Source organism: Pseudoalteromonas sp. SIMBA_162 (assembly GCF_046535955.1).
GTDB classification, from domain to species: Bacteria; Pseudomonadota; Gammaproteobacteria; order Enterobacterales; family Alteromonadaceae; genus Pseudoalteromonas; species Pseudoalteromonas marina.
The window spans coordinates 1-22,134 of record NZ_JAWJBQ010000011.1; the positions used below are offsets into that span (position 1 = coordinate 1).

The 22,134-nt window shown below is 39.9% G+C and carries 16 protein-coding genes; 13 read left to right on the top strand and 3 right to left on the bottom strand.

Annotated elements, in window-relative coordinates; translation table 11 throughout:
* The first annotated feature begins 553 nt into the window (after positions 1 to 553).
* The 4 genes from R0J88_RS09755 to R0J88_RS09770 all read left to right on the top strand — a co-directional run bounded on the left by R0J88_RS09755 (position 554) and on the right by R0J88_RS09770 (position 5,986).
* Complete coding sequence (locus R0J88_RS09755) at positions 554 to 1,330, top strand: VOC family protein (RefSeq protein ID WP_410899789.1); 777 nt, start codon at positions 554 to 556, stop codon at positions 1,328 to 1,330.
* A gap of 135 nt (positions 1,331 to 1,465) precedes the next feature.
* The gene (locus R0J88_RS09760; RefSeq protein ID WP_203985838.1) at positions 1,466 to 1,828 is read left to right on the top strand and encodes a hypothetical protein; all 363 of its coding nucleotides are present in this window, start codon (positions 1,466 to 1,468) and stop codon (positions 1,826 to 1,828) included.
* A complete protein-coding gene (locus tag R0J88_RS09765) occupies positions 1,825 to 4,155 on the top strand; it encodes a fatty acid cis/trans isomerase (protein ID WP_410899790.1) in 2,331 nt (776 codons plus the stop codon). The genes R0J88_RS09760 and R0J88_RS09765 overlap by 4 nt, the downstream gene beginning before the upstream one ends.
* Before the next feature lie 109 nt (positions 4,156 to 4,264).
* Entirely contained in the window at positions 4,265 to 5,986 is a 1,722-nt protein-coding gene (locus R0J88_RS09770; protein WP_410899791.1) for a response regulator, read from the top strand.
* Positions 5,987 to 6,378: 392 nt separating this feature from the next.
* On the opposite strand, the gene R0J88_RS09775 is transcribed toward R0J88_RS09770, so the two are convergent.
* Positions 6,379 to 7,257 carry a TraB/GumN family protein gene (locus tag R0J88_RS09775; RefSeq protein WP_410899792.1) on the bottom strand — a complete coding sequence of 293 codons (879 nt, stop codon included), beginning with the start codon at positions 7,255 to 7,257 and terminating at the stop codon, positions 6,379 to 6,381.
* A 669-nt stretch (positions 7,258 to 7,926) separates the two neighbouring features.
* Here R0J88_RS09775 and ilvG point away from each other — a divergent pair.
* The 8 genes from ilvG (at position 7,927) to R0J88_RS09815 (ending at position 17,043) form a co-directional block, all read left to right on the top strand.
* A complete protein-coding gene (gene ilvG / locus R0J88_RS09780; protein WP_276753544.1) occupies positions 7,927 to 9,576 on the top strand; it encodes an acetolactate synthase 2 catalytic subunit in 1,650 nt (549 codons plus the stop codon).
* On the top strand, positions 9,573 to 9,815 hold the full coding sequence (gene ilvM / locus R0J88_RS09785; protein ID WP_006793049.1) for an acetolactate synthase 2 small subunit: 243 nt from the start codon (positions 9,573 to 9,575) through the stop codon (positions 9,813 to 9,815). The genes ilvG and ilvM overlap by 4 nt, the downstream gene beginning before the upstream one ends.
* A gap of 98 nt (positions 9,816 to 9,913) precedes the next feature.
* Positions 9,914 to 11,770: a dihydroxy-acid dehydratase gene (gene ilvD / locus R0J88_RS09790; RefSeq protein WP_008133264.1), complete on the top strand. Its 1,857-nt coding sequence runs from the start codon at positions 9,914 to 9,916 to the stop codon at positions 11,768 to 11,770.
* A gap of 2 nt (positions 11,771 to 11,772) precedes the next feature.
* Complete coding sequence (gene ilvA, locus R0J88_RS09795; protein WP_203985843.1) at positions 11,773 to 13,326, top strand: threonine ammonia-lyase, biosynthetic; 1,554 nt, start codon at positions 11,773 to 11,775, stop codon at positions 13,324 to 13,326.
* A 95-nt stretch (positions 13,327 to 13,421) separates the two neighbouring features.
* Positions 13,422 to 14,465, top strand: coding sequence for an ABC transporter substrate-binding protein (locus R0J88_RS09800; protein WP_006793052.1), 1,044 nt, complete (start codon positions 13,422 to 13,424; stop codon positions 14,463 to 14,465).
* Between the two features lie 53 nt (positions 14,466 to 14,518).
* Positions 14,519 to 15,709 (top strand): methyltransferase, encoded by a 1,191-nt coding sequence (locus tag R0J88_RS09805; RefSeq protein ID WP_410899793.1) that lies wholly within the window; start codon positions 14,519 to 14,521, stop codon positions 15,707 to 15,709.
* A 25-nt stretch (positions 15,710 to 15,734) separates the two neighbouring features.
* Complete coding sequence (gene can / locus R0J88_RS09810) at positions 15,735 to 16,394, top strand: carbonate dehydratase (protein ID WP_039036235.1); 660 nt, start codon at positions 15,735 to 15,737, stop codon at positions 16,392 to 16,394.
* Between the two features lie 4 nt (positions 16,395 to 16,398).
* Positions 16,399 to 17,043, top strand: coding sequence for a short chain dehydrogenase (locus tag R0J88_RS09815; RefSeq protein ID WP_410899794.1), 645 nt, complete (start codon positions 16,399 to 16,401; stop codon positions 17,041 to 17,043).
* 55 nt (positions 17,044 to 17,098) lie between these two features.
* Here R0J88_RS09815 and ubiK read toward each other — a convergent pair whose 3' ends face one another.
* Positions 17,099 to 17,362: a ubiquinone biosynthesis accessory factor UbiK gene (gene ubiK / locus R0J88_RS09820; RefSeq protein ID WP_006793056.1), complete on the bottom strand. Its 264-nt coding sequence runs from the start codon at positions 17,360 to 17,362 to the stop codon at positions 17,099 to 17,101.
* A 161-nt stretch (positions 17,363 to 17,523) separates the two neighbouring features.
* Between ubiK and rep the strand changes: the two genes are divergently transcribed.
* On the top strand, positions 17,524 to 19,542 hold the full coding sequence (gene rep, locus R0J88_RS09825; protein WP_010557996.1) for a DNA helicase Rep: 2,019 nt from the start codon (positions 17,524 to 17,526) through the stop codon (positions 19,540 to 19,542).
* A gap of 9 nt (positions 19,543 to 19,551) precedes the next feature.
* Here the strand turns inward: rep and R0J88_RS09830 are convergent, their stop codons facing one another.
* Positions 19,552 to 22,116, bottom strand: a complete 2,565-nt coding sequence (locus R0J88_RS09830; RefSeq protein ID WP_410899795.1) for a diguanylate cyclase domain-containing protein — start codon at positions 22,114 to 22,116, stop codon at positions 19,552 to 19,554.
* Positions 22,117 to 22,134: the final 18 nt, after the last annotated feature.

Below are 22,134 nucleotides of genomic sequence, written 5' to 3' on the forward strand. Positions count from 1 at the left end.
ACGAAACAGCGCCGATGATAGTGTAGCATTTGCTATGTGAAAGTAGGACATTACCAGGCTTCAAATTGTAGAAAGCCGCTTCAGAGATGAAGCGGCTTTTTTACGTCTGCAGAAAAGTAATCTTCAGTATTCCCTTCTCTAAAGCGAAGCGCCTCTTTGTGAACAGTGTTTTGGTTATTAGTAGCACACCGACTTCAAATAAGAAAAACTCGTTAAATCAATGTGATGTTTTTTACTGTCTGGGGTTTAGTAAATTCACTATCCCTATACTTGATCAACTATTTTTTCATGGCTATCTGATAAATAACGTAATTAGATATACAGTATTACCCTAGTAAGCTCATTTTGCCCAATTTTCTTAATACACGGAGCTAATAACCTAGATGGTATTCAGAAATACAGCCCCTGTTTTAGATCGCATCATTTAGATTTCAGCAAGTTCCTTATATCTCTCATCGACTCTTAATAGTTATTGATCTAAGCTAATTAAAAGATAATCTTGCGTACTATATTTCAAGAGTATGTTTAATATAAAAATAACAAAGGCTTTAATATGGATAATTATCCTCAGGGTATTTTTTGTTGGTCAGAACTTTGCACACATAATTGGAAAGAAGGTAAAGCTTTTTATACCTCTTTATTTGATTGGGGTCATGATGATCAGCCAATTGGCGATGGTATTTTTTACACTATGCTCCAGAAAGAGGGTGACGACATTGCCGCTATGTACGAAATGCCAAAAGAGCAAATTCAGGAGGGTGTTCCAAGCAGTTGGTTAACTTACATTGCTGTAGATGATGTAGAGCATTGTGCAATTAAAGCAAAAGAGCTTGGTGCTAAAATAATTGCGGGTCCGCACAATGTTATGGATGCAGGTCGTATGCTGATGTTTACTGATCCGGGGGGAGCAACCGTTGCATTATGGCAAGGAAAAGATCATAAAGGATGTAAACGTTTATCAGAGCTATCAACGCCTTATTGGCATGAGTTAGCGACGCGAAATAGCAAAGTAAGTAATGAGTTTTACTGTGCTTTACTAGGTTGGAAGAGCGAAGTAAAACCTATGGACAACATGGAATATACTTTATTTTTGGTAGACGGTAAGCCAATTGCTGGAATGCTGGAAATGAGTAGCGAATGGCCTGATGATGTCCCACCTCATTGGATGATTTACTTTGCAGTTGACGACTGTGATTCTGCCCTTAATAAGGCGAAAAAGCTGGGAGCCCAAGTATGTGTACCTTCTACTACAGTACCAGACGTTGGCCGATTTGGTGTTCTTTGTGATCCTCAAGGTGCTGTTTTTTCGGTGATCCAAACGAAGGATTAAAGCGTTTACAACATGCTGATAAGTGCATGAGAGAGTTGTCTTGCACTTAGCTACTTTGGTTATTGGCATTAACGTTTAATTTTTTGTTATTTTGTTATAATGCCAGTTATATAAATTATGCATGTTGAGTAGACCATGGAATTTGAACAAGATAGCAATTTAACGCTGCCGTTATTTTTATTAAACGAGTCCTTAAGTGAAAGGGATGTAGAGCAGCCTGATTTTGAAATATCAGTAGCGCTCGATGATGAGTTACTTGCTCAAATTTGCCAAAATCCCTCAGAAGACAGCAGCATAGCTATTACAATAACAAGTTATGAGCTGTTAATAGCCGATCCTTCTTACAAATATATGTTAGAACAATCACACCACGCGCAAATAACTTTAAATCATGGCCCTCTATTGAGTGTTGTACTAAATACTGAGAATCAAGATGTATTTATATCTCCGCAAATGGATATGATGCCGACCTTTGATTTAGGTGATGAAGGCGAATGAATAAACTCATAGGCATCGTTACATTAGTTGTTTTAAGTGGTTGTGCATACTTAGGTAATGCTCATTACAATGAGCTATTTGGCACTGAGCAGGCCCAGCAGCGTATCGTATCTCATACTACTGGCGAAGGGGCTAATTTTTTACAGAATGTGAAGCCGGTGCTCGATACTCGTTGTGTTGTGTGTCATGGTTGTTACGATGCACCTTGTCAGTTAAAGCTATCATCCCCTGAAGGAATAGATAGAGGGGTAAGCAAAGACCTTGTCTACGACGGAACTCGTTTACTTGCTACAAAGCCGAGTCGATTGTTATTTGATGCTACAACCACAGAGCAATGGCGAGAAAAGAACTTTACTCCTGTTTTAAATGAGCGAGTACAAACTGAGGAAGCTAACTTAGCTGGTAGCGTCTTGTTTAATAGTTTAGTACTGAAACAAAGCCATGAATTGCCTGCAAATGAAATATTAAATAATGAATTTGATTTTTCGCTGAGCCGCTCTCAAACCTGTGCCACTATGGGAGAATTTGATCAATTAGCGGGTGAGCAACCTCATGCTGGTATGCCTTATGGATTACCGGGCGTATCCCGTGATGAATTTAATCATTTGCAGAAGTGGCTCAAAGCAGGCGGTAAAATGGCGCATATTGACCCGCCAACAGAGTTTGAACTTGAGCAGGTTAAGCGTTGGGAAGCATTTTTAAACCAAGATGATTTGAAGTATCAGTTATCGGCTCGCTATATATACGAGCATTGGTTTTTAGCTCACATATATTTTGATCAAAAGACCCCTGATAACTTTTTTAAGCTCGTCCGTTCGAACACACCTCCAGGCGAAAAAATAAAATTAATAAGCACACGTCGACCTTATGACGACCCTAAAGTTAACCGTGTTTACTACCGATTTTTGCATGATCGCAGCACTGTTTTATCTAAAACTCACTTACCTCTTAAGCTAAATGATGAAAAGTTGACGCGCTTGTACCAACAGTTCATTGCACCAGAGTATACGGTTAAAAGTATGCCTAGCTACAAGGCAGAGTCTGCATCTAATCCGTTTAAAACGTTTGAAGTGATCCCAATTAATTCTAAATATCAGTTTATGCTTGATGAAGCGGAGTTGATTATTATGGGCTTTATTAAAGGGCCTGTCTGTCGTGGTCAGATAGCGTTAAATGTGATTAACGACCACTTTTGGGTTGCTTTTGCTGATCCAAATAAAGTGGCCACCCCAGCGGTTGGACAAATGATAATGCAGCATGAAGACGCACTTGAATTACCAGCTGCAGAAGAAAGTAATGCGTTCCCTATTGCTAATTGGGTTAAATACTCAGCTCTGGAGCAAAAATATTTAAAAGCAAAGGTCAATTTAGCGAATGAGATGTTTAAAGGCGGTGAGCATTTAACTACAGATTTATTGTGGAAAGGAGATGGCCATAATAAAAATGCAGCACTGACTATTTTTCGTCATTTTGACAGTGCCACTGTGGTGAAGGGTTTCATTGGCCAAGAGCCAAAAACAACTTGGATTTTAGATTATGCCTTATTCGAGCGTATACATTATTTACTGGTTGCTGGTTTTGATGTTTACGGCAATATTGGGCACCAGTTAGTTACGCGTTTATATATGGACTTTTTACGCCTAGAAGGAGAACAAAACTTCTTAGCATTATTACCAGAAAACAAACGAGATAAAATCAAAGGCCAGTGGTATCGCAAATCACCACCAAGTCTTGCTGAGTTTTTTAAAAATAACCGTGAGTTTAGTCAGCCAAGCGGAATAACTTATAAAACAAACACCCCTCAAAAAGAATTGTATGCATTAATGAAAGAGGCGCTAAGTCCAGTGCTAAGTGAGCACTACGATTATAAGCAAGTACCTAAATCGTTAAGTGCCATTAATGCTATGCCGGCAAAAGCAGTAAATTTATTACCGCAGTTATCGTTTGTATTAGTAAAGAAAGATGACGATAGCCATAAGGCTTACACGATTATTCATCATAACGCGCATTACAATATTTCGAGCTTATTAAATGAAGACGGCCAACGAGCTTTTGAAGAAGACACTGCAACAATCGTCCCTGGTTTTATAGGTGACTACCCAGCCTCTATTTGGTATTTAAATAATGAACAACAGGTTGAGGCTTTTGCTGAACAGTTACCTATGATGCAAGTAGAAGCTGATTACGCAGCCTTAAAAACTAAATTTGGAATTAGACGTTCTCATCCACAGTTTTGGCAATACAGCGATATTTTACACGCTACAGCAAAAAAATACCGTGGTGTTGAATATGGCTTGTTCGATTACAACCGTTTAGAAAATAGATAGTAAACCCTCTTATATAGCCCAGCTTTGAGTTGGGCTTTTTTATATTTATAGATTAAGTATAGATATTGATGTAATTGGACTACACTTAAACCAAAAAGTTAGGCTAACTATGTTTGAAGTTGTCGCAAATATTCGCCTACGTAATCGGTGGGCATTAATCGCTATTGCGCTATTAATTAGTGTTTCTGTATCACTAATGCAGTACTTTTTTTCAGTACAAAAAAATGATGCAAACATTATTAACATTGCTGGTAAACAGCGAATGCTGTCGCAAAAAATTGCATGGCATGGTGATAAGTTATTAACCTCGCAAGTTCCTAGTACTAGTCATCAGCAGTCTTTAGATGCATCGCTCAGTCTATTTAAAGCAAACCATCAATATTTATTGTTAAAAAACGATAATGGTCAATATAAATACCTCAGCCCTGAGCTTATAAAGCTATATATACAATCACCTATTGAGCTAGATTTGCGCGTGCAAAAATTTATCCAACAGGTAGAAGGGCTGCTGTATAAACAGGAAAAAATAAACCCCAATGTGTTTTCTGTTAAGCGCATGGAAGAGTTACTAAAGTATTTAGATCAAGCTGTTGGCTTATTTGAAAAAGCGTCCGTTAAAAAAGTGGCGTGGGTGTCTTCAGCCGAGCTATTTTTTTGGTTGCTAACTATGTTATTGCTTATTGGTGTATTACGTTTTGTGTTCATACCGATGGAAAAGCAGATCACTAAGGCGTTATCAAAGTATCAACAGCAAAAAGATTTTGCGCAGCAAGTGAGTAAAAATAAAGAACACTTTATAGCTCGAGCAAGTCATGAGTTTAGAACGCCCCTACAAGGTTTTGTTACCTCGATTGATTCGTTAGAGGTCAGTCATAGCCAAAAATCGATTAAAACACAGGCCTCTTATTGCGCATCAAGAATAATAGCAATGCTTGACGAACTTCAAGATTTACAGGCGCTTAGTTTGGGCCGTTGGGCATTAAAACCGTCAAATGAAAACTTACTTCAGTCATTCAATAAAGTGCTTTTAGGGTATGAATTTGGTTACAACCAAAAAGGCATTGCCTTAGTTAGAGCACTTGATTCGACACTTGACCAAGCTATAAAACTAGATCATCAACGCTTTCAGCAAGTGTTAGCTGAGTTAGTTGGCAACGCATTAAAGTTTACAGAAGAGGGTTCTGTTACTGTTAAGGCTTGTGTTAACAATAAGCAATTAACAGTAACAATAACGGATACAGGTTCAGGATTAACCAAGCCAGTCAGCAGGTTAACCTTTGATTCATCTAATCAAAATAATCACTTTCAAGGGTTAAGAACAGGCCTTGCAAGGGTGCAGTACATTGTTGATGCTTTTGACGGAAATATTGTGTTTGAAAATACATCGCCAAATGGGGTGTGCGTTACGCTGAAAATGCCCGTTGTGATTGATGAAAGTGCACCTTCGTTAAGTGCACTGTTACCTAAAAATATGCATTGTTTAGTTGTTGAAGATAACCCGTTAAACATGCACATTTTAACCCGTATTCTTTCACAGCTTAACTACAGCTATGAATGTGCAAAAAACGGAAAGGTCGCATGCGAGATGGCAACTAAAAACGAATACCAAGTCATTTTTATGGATTTAAATATGCCAATAATGGATGGCTTTGAGGCTATTAAAAAAATACGCATTTTTGACGCTAATACGCCTATTATTGTGGTTACCGCTAATACATCAGAAAGTGATATTGCAATTACCACTCAATTAGGTGCAAATGGGCATGTTTTTAAACCTATCAGCACGCAAGCGTTAGCTGAAGTGTTAATAGGTAGCTTAAACCCTAAATAATAAATTGATTATATAGCGTTATTTTCAGCGTTAATTTAGTAAAAATTATTTGCAATAGGTAATCTAAAACGCTCAATTGGTCTTTTTCAAAGAGAGGTTCTATTTGAGAAAATTACATGTATTTTTTCTGTAAGTGGGATACCAATCCGCCATCGTACTTAATCATCTTGTGGGGCTAAGCGTGTCGCCTTCTGCGCTATAAAACGCCTATTTAGAAAAATTGAACAACGAAAACTCAACTTGTTATCAACAGTGTTTTTTAAATCAAAATCGGTTTCTTAATTAGTATTTGTTGAACTTAGCGCATTGATTTACGTTTTTTAATAGAGCTTAAACTAATAATATTAGCAACCCTTAGGGTAATTAATATCACCCTAGGTATAACAATGAGGTTAGAGTCGAGTAACACTGAAACCTTTATCTTTTAACTGCTTTATTAAACCATGCTGCTCTGGTAAGTGCAGCGCGCCTACTGCAATAAATAGCTTTTCGTTATTTAAGCGAGGAACTAGTTGCTCTACCCATTTGTTATTACGGTTTATTAGCATGACTTGCTCGCTTATTTCACCATAATTACTCTCGTCAAAACTCATGTTGTAGTAATCGGTAAGGGTATCCATATCGCCATTTTTCCATGCGTTTACTAGCTTAATAAAGTATGTATTAATATCGCTAAGCTGTTCAAAGGTTTCTTCAATCATTTCATTACTTAATAGCGCCATACCATCAAACATTTGTAACTGCTGCTCTAGGGTTTCTAGTTCACCAATTTTAATGTTGTGCTCTTTAGCGTAAGCAAGTACTTGCTTGTCTATGCCTGTTTGATCAGAAAAGCCTGCACTTTGAAACTCAATTTGCATCATAGTCACCATTACAGCCCAAGGTTTGAAGTTGCTAAACATAGCAATATCAATCGATTTTTTTGCAAAGTAATTTTTAAGCTTATTGTAATTTTGTTTTGATAGTTCTGTTTGTAATGTTTTACCATTTTTTAGCATCATTAATGGCATTGAGCGCTGTTGCATTTGAAATGGAGTCAGTTTGCTAATATCCACTTCTACAATAACGTGTTCGCTCTCATCAATCGCTTTGGTAACGTTTGCTGGTAAGCCTTTCATGCTGGCGTCACCTACGTGTACGGTGCCAAACAAATACGAGCTAGTGCCATTTTTTTCTACTTTATATAAAGCTGGTGCCGCAACGTTATTAAAACTAACTACTGTAAATAGCACCATAATAAAAAAATGACTAATACGAGGTATCGCTTTCATGGTTTGTCCTTCAAATCCTGTTGTTGAGTTACACAAATACTAACCTAAATTTGCCTATACAGCAGTGCTAAATTTAGTATTTATCAATCGTCTTTTGTGAGGTTATTGGTACTAATATGTGCGCTCAGTGGAGTATTTGTTCTATTTACGTTTTTTGATTTAGTACAGTCGCAAACCATGATTATTAAAACTATTCGGAAGGTCTAAATACTATCTGTATAAAAAAATTAATTTAATTTTTACTAAAACTCAAAAATTAATCAAACCATAAATGGGGAATATAAGAATAGTGAATTTCTATACTTTAAATTAAAACATAAAAATTCCTTTATGGTTGCATTTAGTGAATTTTAAAACCACTTAATTTGGTTTTTCGTGCTTTTTTTGAATTGAGTTTGGTGTTGACTTAAGCCGCTTAGCGCGGTACTAATACATAACAGAGCGAAAGATGAACTTTCGCAACAGATTATTTAAATTTGGTGTCAATTACATGCTTACAACTGCACTTAAACTAGTCCTGATTATTATCGTGGTGATTATTCCCGCGAGGGCTTTGTAGTGCTATAAACTTGAGCATTAAAAAGCCCTCCGCACTTAACAGTTCGGAGGGCTTTTTAGTTTTAAGGTTAAAAATTAATTAGGTTGTCACTGAAGAATGAGGATTTATTAATGACAGGCGCAGAACTCACAATCGACTTATTAGCCAAACACGGCGTAAAAGAGGTATTTGGCTACCCTGGTGGAGCCATTATGCCAATTTACGATGCGCTGTATGGTGCGCCAGTCAAGCATTACCTCACTCGCCACGAGCAAGGTGCTGGTTTTGCTGCTGTAGGTTATGCCCGCAGCACAGGTAAATTAGGTGTATGTTTAGCAACATCAGGCCCTGGGGCTACTAACTTAATAACAGCACTTGCAGATGCAATGATGGACTCAGTGCCATTATTAGCAATTACCGGCCAAGTACCGACTGCCGCTATTGGCTCAGACGCATTTCAAGAAGTCGATGTACTAGGTATGTCGCTTTCATGTACTAAACACAGTTACATGGTGGAGCGAGCAGAAGATTTAGCCGAAATACTACAAGAGGCCATGCACTTAGCCCAAAGTGGTCGCCCAGGTCCTGTGCTTGTTGATATTCCAAAAGATATTCAAATGGCGCAAGTGCCGTTTAAACCTTGGTTAGCCGCTGATGAGTATTTACCGCAGCTTGATTTAAACCAAGTAGCCATTGCCAATCAGTTATTAAGCGAAGCAAAGCAACCTGTGGCGTATGTAGGTGGTGGTGTACAAGCCGCTGATGCGCAAAATGAGTTAATGCAGTTTTTAAATAAAACGCAGATGCCTGCGGTATCAACACTTAAAGCGTTAGGTAGCGTATTACCAGATTACGAACACTACCTAGGCATGCTAGGCATGCACGGTACACAAGCCGCTAATATAGCGGTGCAAGAGTGTGATGTTTTAGTGTGTATAGGCGCTCGCTTTGATGACCGCGTAACAGGTAACTTAGCTAAATTTGCAGCCAAAGCAAAAGTAATCCATTTAGATATTGACGCGGCTGAAGTAGGTAAACGTAAACCAGCTAAAGCCTCATTAATTGCTGACTTAAAAACGTCATTACCGGCACTTGAGTGCTTTGTAACCTCTAAAGCATGGTGCGATATAAATAAGCAGTTAAGCGTAAAACATGCGTGGCGCTACGATTACCCAGGCGAAAAAGTATTTGCCCCGTATTTATTGAACCAATTAAGCCAGCGTATGCCAAAAACAGGCGTAGTGTGCTGTGATGTGGGTCAGCATCAAATGTGGGTAGCGCAACACATGAAATTTAGCCACCCGAGCAACCATTTAAGTAGTGGTGGCGCAGGCACTATGGGCTTTGGTTTACCAGCGGCTATTGGCGCACAAATAGCACGCCCAGACGATTTTGTAATAACGGTGTCGGGTGATGGCTCAATCATGATGAACATTCAAGAGCTTGCGACTATTCGCCGTAACAATTTACCAGTAAAAATACTAATATTAGATAACCAACGCTTAGGTATGGTTCGCCAATGGCAGGAGCTATTTTTTGAAGGACGTTACTCTGAAACAAACCTTTCAGATAACCCTGATTTTGTTCAGTTAGCCGCTGTATTTGGTATTCCTGGGCAAACAATTACCCATGCCAATCAAGTTGATGATGCAATAACAGCATTAGTTAACAGCAAAGGGCCGTACATAGTACATGCCTGCATAGACGATAAAGAAAACGTATGGCCACTTGTACCACCAGGGGCTGCAAATGACGAAATGATTACGGAGAAAGCACAATGAAACACAGCCTAACTATTGCATTAAAGAGCCAAAGTATAGCGGTCGAGCGTTTTTTACGTGTAGTGCGTCACCGTGGTTTTGATCTTACGCATTTTCAGCTCAATATGGATGATGGCCACTACAATGTTGCAATGACGGTAGACAGCGATAAACCAATCCATCTTTTAACAAGCCAGTTAAATAAGCTGGTGGACGTTAAAGAAATCACTTTACAAAATTTACAGCAACAAGCTGTGTAATTGCTAACAACACAAATTTACGAGTAATTGAATAACTGTTACTCACCAATTTTAGAATGAGGAATGCCCGCTTACACAGCGGCAAAACAGAGGTAACTATGGCTAAATTAAGAAGTGCAACAACAACTGAAGGACGTAAACGCGCAGGCGCACGTGCATTATGGCGCGCAACAGGCATGACCGACACCGACTTTGGTAAACCAATTATTGCTGTAGTTAACTCGTTTACGCAATTTGTGCCAGGGCACGTACACCTTAATCAGCTAAGTGAGCTAATGGCTGAAACAATCACGCAAGCGGGTGGTGTACCAAAAGAATTTAATACTATTGCAATTGATGACGGTATCGCAATGGGCCACGGGGGTATGCTTTACTCACTGCCTTCGCGCGATCTCATTGCCGACTCTGTTGAGTACATGGTTAACGGCCACTGCGCCGATGCGATGATCTGTATTTCTAACTGTGACAAAATTACCCCAGGGATGATGCTTGCAGCGCTACGCTTAAACATACCGGTTATTTTTGTATCGGGCGGACCAATGGAAGCGGGTAAAACGAAACTTGCTAACATTGATATCAAATTAGATTTAGTCGATGCCATGGTAAAAGGCGCTGATGAAACAGTAAGTGATGCAGATTCAGAGCAAGTAGAGCGCTCTGCGTGTCCTACTTGTGGGTCGTGTTCAGGTATGTTTACTGCAAACTCAATGAACTGTTTATTAGAAGCTATTGGCCTTGCACTACCGGGTAACGGTACAACGCTTGCAACCCATAAAGATCGTAAGCAACTGTATGTAGAAGCGGGTGCTCGCATTGTTGATTTATGCCGTGAGTACTACCAAAAAGATAACCAAGACGTATTGCCACGCGCTATTGCTAACAAAACAGCCTTTATGAACTCTATGGTTGTTGATATTGCCATGGGTGGTTCATCTAACACCGTACTGCATTTACTAGCAGCCGCACAAGAAGCTGGCGTAGATTTTGACATGTCGCACATTGACGAGCTATCTCGTAAAACCCCATTTTTATGTAAAGTAGCTCCAGCAACAGCACAGTACCATATTGAAGATGTTCACCGCGCTGGTGGCATGATGGCAATTGTGCGTGAGCTAGGCAAAGCCGGTTTAGTTGATTTATCGGTAAACCACGTTGCAGGTATGACTATGGGTGAGCTTGTTAAAAAATGGGATGCGACGGATCCTAAAAACGAAGCGGCACAAAAGTTTTACCGCGCGGGACCAGCTGGCATTCGTACTACAAAAGCAATGAGCCAAGAGTGTCGTTGGGATGAAGGCGATAACGACCGCGAACATGGTTGTATTCGAAGTGTTGAACACGCATTTAGACAAGATGGTGGCTTAGCTGTACTTTCAGGAAACTTAGCGGTTGATGGCTGTATTGTTAAAAGCGCAGGCGTAGTTGACGAAATGCTGCATTTTGAAGGCACTGCAGTGGTATACGAATCGCAAGATGATTCAGTAGAAGGCATTTTAAACGACGAAGTGAAAGCTGGTGATGTTGTGGTTATTCGTTACGAAGGCCCTAAAGGCGGTCCTGGTATGCAAGAAATGCTTTACCCAACGAGCTACTTAAAATCAAAAGGTTTAGCTGAAAAGTGTGCGCTGATCACAGATGGACGCTTTTCGGGCGGCACGTCTGGTTTATCTATTGGCCACGTATCGCCAGAGGCGGCAAGCGGTGGTGCTATTGCGTACGTTGAAAATGGCGACAAAATTATTATTGATATTGCAACGCGTGAGATCACGCTTGCATTAAGCGAGGAAGAGCTTGAAGCGCGTAAGCAAAAGCAATTAGCGCGTGGTAAACAGGCGTATAAGCCCCTTGACCGTGAGCGTTATGTTTCGTCGGCATTAAAAGCCTATGCACTACTTGCAACAAGTGCAGATAAGGGCGCAGTGCGTGATTTAGAGAAACTGGAGGAGCTGAGCTAATTATGGTTTCTCAAGAGCTCGATTATTTTCGTGCAATTATTCAAGCAAATATGGAGCCCTTGGCTAAAGTCACTGAGGTCAGTGAAATGCCTGACCTCAGCGCTAAACTTGGCAACCATGTATGGCTTAAACGTGAAGATCAACAGCCCGTGTATTCGTTTAAATTACGCGGCGCATACAATAAATTAAATAAGTTGCCAAAAGGGTCTGTTGTAATTACTGCATCGGCTGGTAACCATGCTCAGGGTGTTGCATTAAGTGCTTCGCATTTAGGGCATAAGGCAACGATTGTAATGCCTGTTACAACGCCAGAAATAAAAGTTAACGCCGTACGCGCTTTAGGTGGTGAGGTCGTATTGCATGGACATCAGTTTGATGTAGCTAAAGCGCACGCGCTTGAGCTCACAGAGCAGCGTAATGGCATTTTTGTCCCACCATTTGACGATCCTGATGTTATTGTTGGGCAAGGTACTGTAGCGCGAGAACTCATGCAACAGCTCAATGAGCTTGACGCGGTATTTATTCCCGTTGGAGGCGGTGGCTTACTAGCAGGCATGGCTGTTTATATAAAGTCACTTCGTCCTGATATCAAAGTCATTGGCGTAGAAGCCGATGAGAGCGCCTGTTTACAAGCTGCACTTGAAGCGGGTGAACCGGTAGAGCTTGACCGAGTAGGCAGTTTTGCCGATGGTGTAGCGGTTAAAATTATTGGCAAAGAAACATTTCGCTTGGCACAAAAGTTTTGCGATGAAGTAATCACTGTGACTAGCGATGAAATTTGCGCCGCCATGCAAGATATTTTTGTGTCTACTCGTGCAATTGCAGAGCCTTCTGGCGCTCTTGCAACGGCAGGGCTTAAAAAGTGGAGCCAACAATCGCTCTTAAAAGGGTTGCATTTAGCAGCTGTGCTTTCGGGCGCAAATTTAAACTTTGATCGCTTACGTTATGTCGCTGAGCGCACTGCGCTAGGTGAAAAAAACGAAGCGTTATTAGCCGTTACCATCAAAGAAGAAAAAGGCAGTTTTAAACAGTTTTGTGCGTCTTTAGGTGGCCGTGCTATTACTGAGTTTAACTACCGTTATGCAGGGCCTGGTGAAGCGCAAATATTTGTAGGTATTGCTCTGCGCCAAGGAGAGCAGGAGCTCAATGAGCTCAAGCAGGACCTAACTCAAAACGATTACACATTTTGCGACTTATCAGATAATGAACTTGCTAAATTGCACGTGCGCTATATGGTTGGCGGTAAAGCACCCGAAAAACTGCATGAACGTTTGTTACGTTTTGAGTTTCCAGAATACCCCGGCGCACTAGCGCGCTTTTTAGATACGCTAGGCAACGATTGGAATATCACATTATTTCATTATCGGAGTCAAGGCGGCTCAATGGGTTATGTATTAGCCGGTTTTGCTATTGAACCTGAGCAATTTGAGACTTTTAACGAGCATCTCAATGACTTAGGCTATAGCGTGCAAGATGAAACGCATAATCCGTGTTTTACACAGTTTTTAACGACGCAACCTCTTTCAGAGAAAACCGCAAAGCTCGCTTCAGTTTAACAGCCATTAAAGAGCAAGTACCTTACAAGGGTGCTTGCTTTATCATTTGTTTTACATATAGTTACTGATACCGTCATTAACTTGAGGAAACTTGGTTGTTACTTAAAGGATTAATACTTGGATTGTGTTGTTTTTGTGGCCAAATTGCGGCGCAAGAATCGGTCACTCTACAATTAAAATGGACGCATCAGTTTCAGTTTGCTGGTTACTACATGGCCAAAGAAAAAGGGTTTTATAAAGATGTGGGTCTTGATGTAACCATAAATCCAGCAGATCTAACAATGCCCGATGCGTTTAGTGCTGTGGCTAATGGCGACGCCGAGTTTGGTGTAGGTCACTCGGGTATTTTACAGGAACGTATAAACGGCCAATCTTTTGTAGCAATGGCGCCTATCTTGCAATATTCACCTTATTGCTGGATGGTCAAAGACACCTCTGATATTTTTCACCCTCGTGATTTTGTAAATAAGCGTATTAGTAAAGTGAGTCACAATGATAGCAATGAGTTAATGGCTATGCTGACTCGCAGCGGAGTTAATACGCGTTTGCTTAGTGTATACAACGGTGACAACCCAAGCCAAGCCTGGATTGAAAACAGGCTCGATGCGATGCAAGTTTATCTATCTACAGAGCCCTACAATATGACTCAAAGAGGTATATCACATCGCCTAATATGTCCTCAGCGTTACGGCATAGACGTTTATGCAGATATCTTATATACCACTGGGAAAATGTTAAGCACATCCCCTGAAACCGTTGAAAAATTTTACCAAGCCAGCCTAAAGGGGTGGCGCTACGCAATGATGAATATGGATGAGGCCATTGCGGTTACCCAAATACTTTACGCACCTAACAAAAGTTTCCATGAATTAGCATACGAGGCTGAAGTATTAAAAGAGTACATTATGCCAGCAACAACTAGCCTGGGGCATATGTCTATTCCAAAATGGCGCCTAATTGCAGACTTGTACGGTATTCACCAAACTGAGTTTGATAAGGTTAAAGCCAGTTTTATTTATAAATATCAGCGACCAGAAAAAATGGAATTATCGTGGATGTTAATTGCAGCGATGATTGTGAGTGTTATCTCTATACCGTTGTATTTGCGCTTAATGTTTAGTAAAAAAATAACCGTTTAATGGCTGTTAATGTTACTGATACAATTGGCTTCCTTTCAATAAATTAAGCTGTTATGACGTTAGCCGAGCAATTTACTTCACTTGACTCTATTTTAAAGCGTACTCGTACCTATTGGCAGTGCACCGCTTTTGATTTTGATGCGATCCCTTGGCCTGAACTGCGAGGTATATTAAATAGTTTAACAGATGAGCAAGTAGCAACGCTTGATACCAAGCAGAATGAGTTAATAGACTTCTTTAATCCACACATTAAGTTACTTGATGAATTACAGCTATTATGTGAATTACCTCAGGCAAATACCCTCCGATATAATTACCCTTTTTGGATTAGTAACGGCATAAAAGGGCGTAAGTTCGAACAACTCCAAGACTTTGTATCTGCGTTGCCAAACACAAAATTACCGGTATTAGAATGGTGTGCGGGTAAAGGGCACTTAGGCCGTATGCTCGCATTTAACGGTGCCACGCAGGTCAGCAGTGTTGAGTTGCAATCAACATTATGCGAACAAGGCCAAAAAGCAGCACTGCAACAAGGCTTGGCAATGCAATTTAGCCAAGTTGATGTATTAAAAGATGATACTACATCACTTTTTAATACACAGATGCATGCTGTGGCGCTTCATGCATGCGGCGCTTTACATCAGGCTATGATGCGCAAAGCAATAGCTGCAAACGTGCAGCAAATTAGCTTTTCACCTTGTTGCTATCATTTATTCACACCTAACAATTACTTACCAATGAGCGAGCTTGCCAAGCAAAGTCAGCTTAGGTTAACTCACCGCGATTTAAAACTAGCTTTGCAAGAAACAGTAACTGCGCCAACTCGTGTTGATAAAATACGAAAAACAGAACTTGAGTGGCGATTGGGCTTTGATGCACTCAGGAGGTCAATTACTAATGAATTGCACTATGTTAGTGTTCCCTCTGTTAATAAGGCCATGTTCTCAGGTTCATTTAAATCATTTTGTGAGTGGGCGGGCGATAAAAAAGCTTTAAAAATACCGCAAGATATTGATTATGAATATTTTTTATCTGTGGGTATGGCTCGAAAAAAGGTCACTGACAGAGTTGAACTGGTTCGACATGTGTTCAGAAGAGCAATTGAGGTTTGGCTTGTGCTCGATCGTGCTTTATATTTGCAACAGCATGGCTATCAAGTAAGTATTAAAACCTTTTGTGAAAAGCAGTTAACGCCTCGGAATATTTTAATTCTTGCCAATACTAACCCTTCAACCAATAACTAGTCGTTTTGGCTTAATAAGAGATGCAATGAGAAAATTAAAAAATTTGTTCGATAATAATAAAAACTGGGCTGCGCGAACAAGCGAAGCGAATCCAGAGTTTTTTAAAATTTTATCTATGCAGCAAAACCCTGAGTACTTATGGATTGGTTGTTCAGACTCTCGTGTACCCGCAAACCAAATAGTTGATTTATTACCCGGAGAATTATTTGTACACCGTAATGTAGCAAATGTCGTTGTACATACCGATCATAACTGTTTATCTGTTATGCAGTATGCGGTAGAAGTACTAAAAGTTAAACACATAATGGTCGTTGGCCATTATGGGTGCGGTGGCGTTCAAGCTGTACTAAGCGATGCAAAGTTTGGTTTTATTGATAACTGGCTTCGACATGTTGGCGATGTAAAAGAAAAGCACATAGAGCAACTTAACAGCATTGACGAAGAGCAGCGCTTAAGTCGCCTTATTGAGCTTAATGTAATAGAACAAGTACGCAATGTATGCCGTACCAATATTGTGCAAGATGCATGGGAGCGCGGCCAAGATTTAACAATACATGGTTGGGTTTATGGTTTAGAAAACGGCCACTTACATGATTTAGAAGCCGTTGTTACGTGCGCGGAAGAAGAGTCGGACAGTTATAAACGTGCAATACAACATGTTTTTAAAAAAGCTGGTTGTGAGTAAATAAATGACAAAAAAGGCGGTTGTTATTGGCGCAACAGGTTTAGTTGGGTCTGAGCTTTTAACGGCATTACTCAGTTGCGCTGAGTATAGTCAGGTTGTCGCGATAACACGCCGAGCGTTACCATTTTCCCATCCTCAGTTAACTAATCACCTTATTGATTTTGGAAAGTTGACTCAATACCGCGATTTCTTTAAAGGCGATGTGTTTTTTTCGTGCTTAGGGACAACGCTTAAGCAAGCGGGCTCTGTAGATGCGCAGCGTAAAGTGGATTTTGACTATCAATTTATCGCCGCACAACTTGCAGCATGCAATGGCATAAGCCATTATTGTTTAGTGTCATCAAGTGGTGCTAACGCAAACAGCAATAGCGCTTATTTAAAAATGAAGGGGCAGCTAGAGCAACAGGTTGTGCCATTAGCATTTAATAAAATAAGTATTTTTCAACCGTCGTTGTTAATAGGTGAGCGAGATCACTTTAGATTAGCTGAAAAAATAGGCAGTGTGATTTTACCATTGCTTACAAAAATTGGTTTTTTAAAGCGTTATAAACCTATAACAGGAAAGCAAGTTGCTTTAAAAATGTTAGCGGTAAGCTTAGAGCAAAAAGAGGCGCAAAAATATTATGTGCTTGATGAGTTATTTATCTAGATTTTTGTTAGACATAAAAAAGCAGCTCAGGCTGCTTTTTTATGTGTTGAATTAATTATTCTGCGTTTGTATTTTCGTTTAGTTGCTGTTCAAGAATAGCGACTTTAGCTTCTAGCTCAGTTAGTTTTTCGCGTGTACGAATAAGTACTTGGCTTTGAATATCAAATTCTTCTCGGCTAACAAAGTCCATCTCAGCAAGTTTGTTTTGTAAAACTTGCTTTGTTTTACCTTCTAGCGTGTCTGCTAAATTTTTTACACCTTGTGGCATATTACTCGTAATTTGCTTAGCAATTTCTTCTAGTTTTGCTGGGTTGATCATAATTGTCCCTTCGGCCTTGCCTAAAATGAATATAACTAATATTACCTTATACCCACTTCATTTAACACATGATCATGTTTAGGTAATTAATTATGGCAATTGCTATGCCTGTAGTAATGGTTACGTTAAAATTGCGCGTCTTTTAAATCTTTCTGGTCGTTATGAAACTCAATCCAAAACAAGATGAAGCAGTAAAATACATTAGTGGTCCATGTTTAGTACTTGCTGGTGCCGGTTCTGGAAAAACCCGCGTTATTACAAATAAAATTGCTTACTTAGTGCAAAAATGTGAATACAAAGCACGTAATATTGCAGCGGTTACCTTTACTAATAAAGCGGCCAAAGAGATGCGTGAGCGTGTATTACAAACGCTTGGCAAGCAAGAAGCAAAAGGATTATGGGTATCAACGTTTCATACACTGGGTTTAGAAATAATAAAAAAAGAAATAAGTACACTTGGCTTTAAACCTGGTTTTTCGTTGTTTGACGATCAAGATACCAACCAGCTGTTGTCGGAGCTCACTGAAGATGAATTAAAAAAAGACAAAGATTTACTCAAGCTACTTAAAATGGAAATTGGTAGCTGGAAAAACGAATTAGTATTGCCAGAGCAAGCAATACGTGAAGCGCGTGACGCGCAAAAGGCGTTATTCGCGCAGCTATATGCGCGCTATCAAACACAATTACGTGCTTATAATGCATTAGATTTTGACGATCTAATAATGATCCCTACGTTACTACTTACTAGCAATGCAACATCTCGTGAGCGTTGGCAGCAACGCTTTAAGTATTTGCTGGTGGATGAATACCAAGATACCAACACCAGCCAGTATCAGCTTGTAAAGCTACTCGTGGGTGAGAGAGCACGCTTTACTGTAGTGGGCGACGATGACCAATCGATTTACTCATGGCGTGGTGCACGTCCGCAAAACCTTGTTCTTTTGAGTAAAGATTACCCCGGGCTTAGGCTTATAAAGCTTGAGCAAAATTACCGAAGCGCGCAGCGAATACTTAAATCTGCCAATATACTCATTGCTAACAACCCGCACGATATAGAAAAAAAACTATTTAGTGAATTAGGGTACGGTGAGCCGATAAAAGTTATTGGGTGTCGTGATGAAGAGCATGAGTCGGAGCGTGTAGTTGCTGAAATTATTTCGCATAAATTTATGAAGCGCACCAGCTACAAAGACTACGCTATATTGTATCGTGGTAATCACCAAGCACGTGGCTTTGAAAAGTCATTAATGAGCAACCGCATACCCTATAAAATAAGTGGCGGTATGTCGTTTTTTGCGCGTTCAGAAATTAAAGACATCATGGCGTACTTGCGCTTGCTCGTAAACCAAGACGACGATAACGCATTTTTACGTATAGTAAACACACCTAGACGAGAAATAGGCACGGTAACACTTGAAAAACTGGGCACTTTAGCCAACGAAAAACATCAAAGTTTGTTTGCTACTTGTTTTGATAACGACCTGAGTTACAGGCTAAAAGGGCGTGGTTTTAACGCTTTAGCTGGGTTTGCTCGATGGATTGTCGAATTGTCAGATAACGCGGTACGCAGTGATACGTTAGAGGCAGTGAAAGACTTAGTGCGTAATATTAATTACGAAGCCTACCTTTACGAATCATCGCCCAGTGCTAAAGCGGCCGAAATGAGAATGAAAAACGTCTCTGAATTATATCGTTGGATCACAGACATGCTAACCGGAGACGCTGACAACGAGCCGATGACGCTTGCCGAGGTGGTTAGTAAACTCACACTGCGCGATATGCTTGAGCGCAACGAGGAAGAAGATGAGTCCGATGCAGTTCAGCTACTTACATTGCATGCTTCTAAAGGCTTAGAATATCCGTATGTGTTTATGGTTGGCATGGAAGAAGGGTTATTACCTCATCAGGTAAGTATTGATGAAGACAATGTGGATGAAGAGCGCCGACTCGCTTACGTTGGTATTACGCGTGCTCAGCAAGAGTTAACACTAACTTATGCAAAAATTCGTCGTCAATTTGGTGAAACTTCTGAAACAGAGTTAAGTCGATTTGTGCAAGAGTTACCGCAAGATGATTTGGCATTTGAAAACAAAAAAGCGCCTAGTTCACAGGCAGAGCGAATGGAAAAAGGGCAGGCCAGGGTAGCAAACTTACGTGCTATGTTTAAAAAGCCTGAGTAATACTCAGGCTTAAATAGACTGGCTGAGGTGTCCTTGATTTGGCTTAGAGCACGTTAGTGTATGCTGTTTGCCAACAAAATATGACAAGCCATGTTTCTCCAATAAGGCTCTAAAATTAAGAATAGAGGGTCCTTTTGCAATGACCTTCATTTTTTTGAGCTTAGTGATAGGAAGCACACCTTGTAGTTGCAGGTCGTAACTATCTTGTTGCAATATTCGCTTGCTAAAGGTGGAGCTAAGCAATAGATAGTCAAAATTTACATCGGTTAATAGGTTAAGTTCACATCTGTCTTTAGCAAAATTATTTAAGCCAATTGAGTAGCCTAACAAAGATAATTGCTTAAGATTTTCTAGCTGAGTAGCACATGCATGGCGAATTTCTTGCTCATCAAAAAGTAAACAAAGTTGGCTTGGGCCACGTTGTTTATTTAACACATCAACAAATAAAGTAAATTCGTGTTTTTCAAGTAATAAACAAGAGCATGGTACTAATGCCATTGCCACATTTGCATTTATGGCCTGCGTGTAAGCACACGCTAGCAGTTGCAACTCTACTTTTAAGTGTTGCTCTTTGTCGGTAGCAAATTTTTTCAAAACCTCAAAACTGGTAAACCCTAAAATTGGGTGCTCACCGAACGCTTCAAATAGCGATTCAGATTGCTGTTGCTCGTTTAGTGTAATAATTTCTGAGCTTCTAAAGCTCATTGGCATGACATCAAGATGATGCAGTGCTTTTTGCCCTACATCAGCTATTGATTGAGTGAGTAACGGATGAAACAGCTCGTAACGATTTTTTCCAGAATTTTTTGCATGATACATCGCGGCATCAGCATCACGAATAATTTCGTCGGTATGTTTATAGGTTTGTTTTGAGTAGTTTATCCCAATGCTAGCACCGCTTTGCAGCAAAGTGCCTTTAATATTAAAAGGCTTTTTCATTAAATCGATAATACGATTAGCCACATCTTCGGCCTGTTGTGGTTCGGTTAAATGCGTTAGTAAAATAACGAATTCATCTCCACCTAAACGGGCTAATAAATCGTGCTCACGAATACATTGTGAAAATAGCTCACTCACATTAATTAAGAACTGATCGCCAGCTTGGTGACCTAGTTGGTCGTTAATATCTTTAAACTTATCTAAATCAATAAACAGAACAGCAAATTGACGCTCTGGAAAACGCTGAAAGTGTTGAAGCGTTTTTTCTAATTGGGTTAAAAATAAACTGCGGTTTGGCAAGCTTGTTAACGAATCGTGATGGGCGTCATGATAAAGCTGCTGCTCTATTTTTTTTCGTTCTTCAATTTGCATTTGCAAATGCAAATTAGTTTGTTGCAGTTCTTTTGTTTTTTCGTTTACTCTAAATTCAAGCTCTTGGTGACTTTTAGCTATAGCCTGATTTGCTAGCTTAGTTTGTAAAACAGCCGCTATTTGGTGCGATACAAACGTAATTAATTCGTTATCGTCTTGACTAAAAATATGTTTATTGTTGTATGCTTGGCACACAATAAGGCCAATAACACCCTGCGATGTTTTTAAAGGTGCACCTAGCCAGCTCGTCGCTTTTTGTTTGTTAGGAACGGGGGCTGAACGTTGTACCACGCCACTATTTAATAATGCTTGTGCTTTTTCTGGGTTAATAAGCTGCGTTTCTTCGGTGCTTATTACTAATTCGCTGTAGCCTTTGGCAAACTGACGGGGCTGAGTATTTTCCTTATATTCATCAACACAGTAAGGGAATGTTATCCAGCCTGAGTCTTTGTCATAGAGTGCAATATAAAGATTTTCTGCGTAGGTAATTGTTTTTATTATGCCATGTATTTTAACGTAAGCATCATCAAGGTTTTTAGCTTGAGTGGCGATTTCAGATACTTTAAATAAAATTTGTTGACGTTGCAGCGCGCGTTTACGATTAGCTACTTCAAGATTAAGTGCATCGTTACTTTGAGTCAGTGCTCGAGTACGAATTTTTACTTCTGACTCTAAATACTCTCGTTTTTTTACACGTTCTATCGCCGTCGCTAAATACAGCGACATCACTTCAAGAAGTTGTATTTGCTGGGAGTTATAACTTTGATTTACGTCATAGCTTTGAGCGGCTAACACACCAATAATATTTTTTTCTTGGTACACAGGTACACCTACCCAATGTTCGGCGGGTGTGCCTAGCGCTTTGAATAAGCCATTAGCGGCTGCCTCTTGCATTTGCTGTTTTGTAAAGTATGTGGTTTTACCTTCTTTAAATACGTAACCGGTAGCACCTTCATCAAAACTATTAGAGTGATTTAGTGGTACTGCAATGCCATCTTTTTCATCTGAAAAATAAGAAAGCTCTAATGTTTGGCACTGCTGGTTTTGTAAAACAACGTAAAAGCTTTTACTGGGGACATACTTTTGTAAAATATCGTGTATAGCGGGATAAAGTAGTGTTAACTCCGCAACCGTACTCGCGCGCTCAGAAAGTTGGATAAGCGCATTTTGCAAATGGTGTGATTGCTTGTACTTTTCGAGTAGGGTTTTGAGGCGTTTATTTTGATACGCTAATCTACGCGATGAAGGGAGTTTATCTTCCAATGATGTAACCGATATTAT

Bases quoted from the DNA above. Each gene is read 5' to 3' on its own strand.
- R0J88_RS09755 (WP_410899789.1), top strand. From the start codon at position 554: ATGGATAATTATCCTCAGGGTATTTTTTGTTGGTCAGAACTTTGCACA.
- R0J88_RS09760 (WP_203985838.1), top strand. From the start codon at position 1,466: ATGGAATTTGAACAAGATAGCAATTTAACGCTGCCGTTATTTTTATTA.
- R0J88_RS09765 (WP_410899790.1), top strand. From the start codon at position 1,825: ATGAATAAACTCATAGGCATCGTTACATTAGTTGTTTTAAGTGGTTGT.
- R0J88_RS09770 (WP_410899791.1), top strand. From the start codon at position 4,265: ATGTTTGAAGTTGTCGCAAATATTCGCCTACGTAATCGGTGGGCATTA.
- R0J88_RS09775 (WP_410899792.1), bottom strand. From the start codon at position 7,257: ATGAAAGCGATACCTCGTATTAGTCATTTTTTTATTATGGTGCTATTT.
- ilvG (WP_276753544.1), top strand. From the start codon at position 7,927: ATGACAGGCGCAGAACTCACAATCGACTTATTAGCCAAACACGGCGTA.
- ilvM (WP_006793049.1), top strand. From the start codon at position 9,573: ATGAAACACAGCCTAACTATTGCATTAAAGAGCCAAAGTATAGCGGTC.
- ilvD (WP_008133264.1), top strand. From the start codon at position 9,914: ATGGCTAAATTAAGAAGTGCAACAACAACTGAAGGACGTAAACGCGCA.
- ilvA (WP_203985843.1), top strand. From the start codon at position 11,773: ATGGTTTCTCAAGAGCTCGATTATTTTCGTGCAATTATTCAAGCAAAT.
- R0J88_RS09805 (WP_410899793.1), top strand. From the start codon at position 14,519: ATGACGTTAGCCGAGCAATTTACTTCACTTGACTCTATTTTAAAGCGT.
- can (WP_039036235.1), top strand. From the start codon at position 15,735: ATGAGAAAATTAAAAAATTTGTTCGATAATAATAAAAACTGGGCTGCG.
- R0J88_RS09815 (WP_410899794.1), top strand. From the start codon at position 16,399: ATGACAAAAAAGGCGGTTGTTATTGGCGCAACAGGTTTAGTTGGGTCT.
- ubiK (WP_006793056.1), bottom strand. From the start codon at position 17,362: ATGATCAACCCAGCAAAACTAGAAGAAATTGCTAAGCAAATTACGAGT.
- rep (WP_010557996.1), top strand. From the start codon at position 17,524: ATGAAACTCAATCCAAAACAAGATGAAGCAGTAAAATACATTAGTGGT.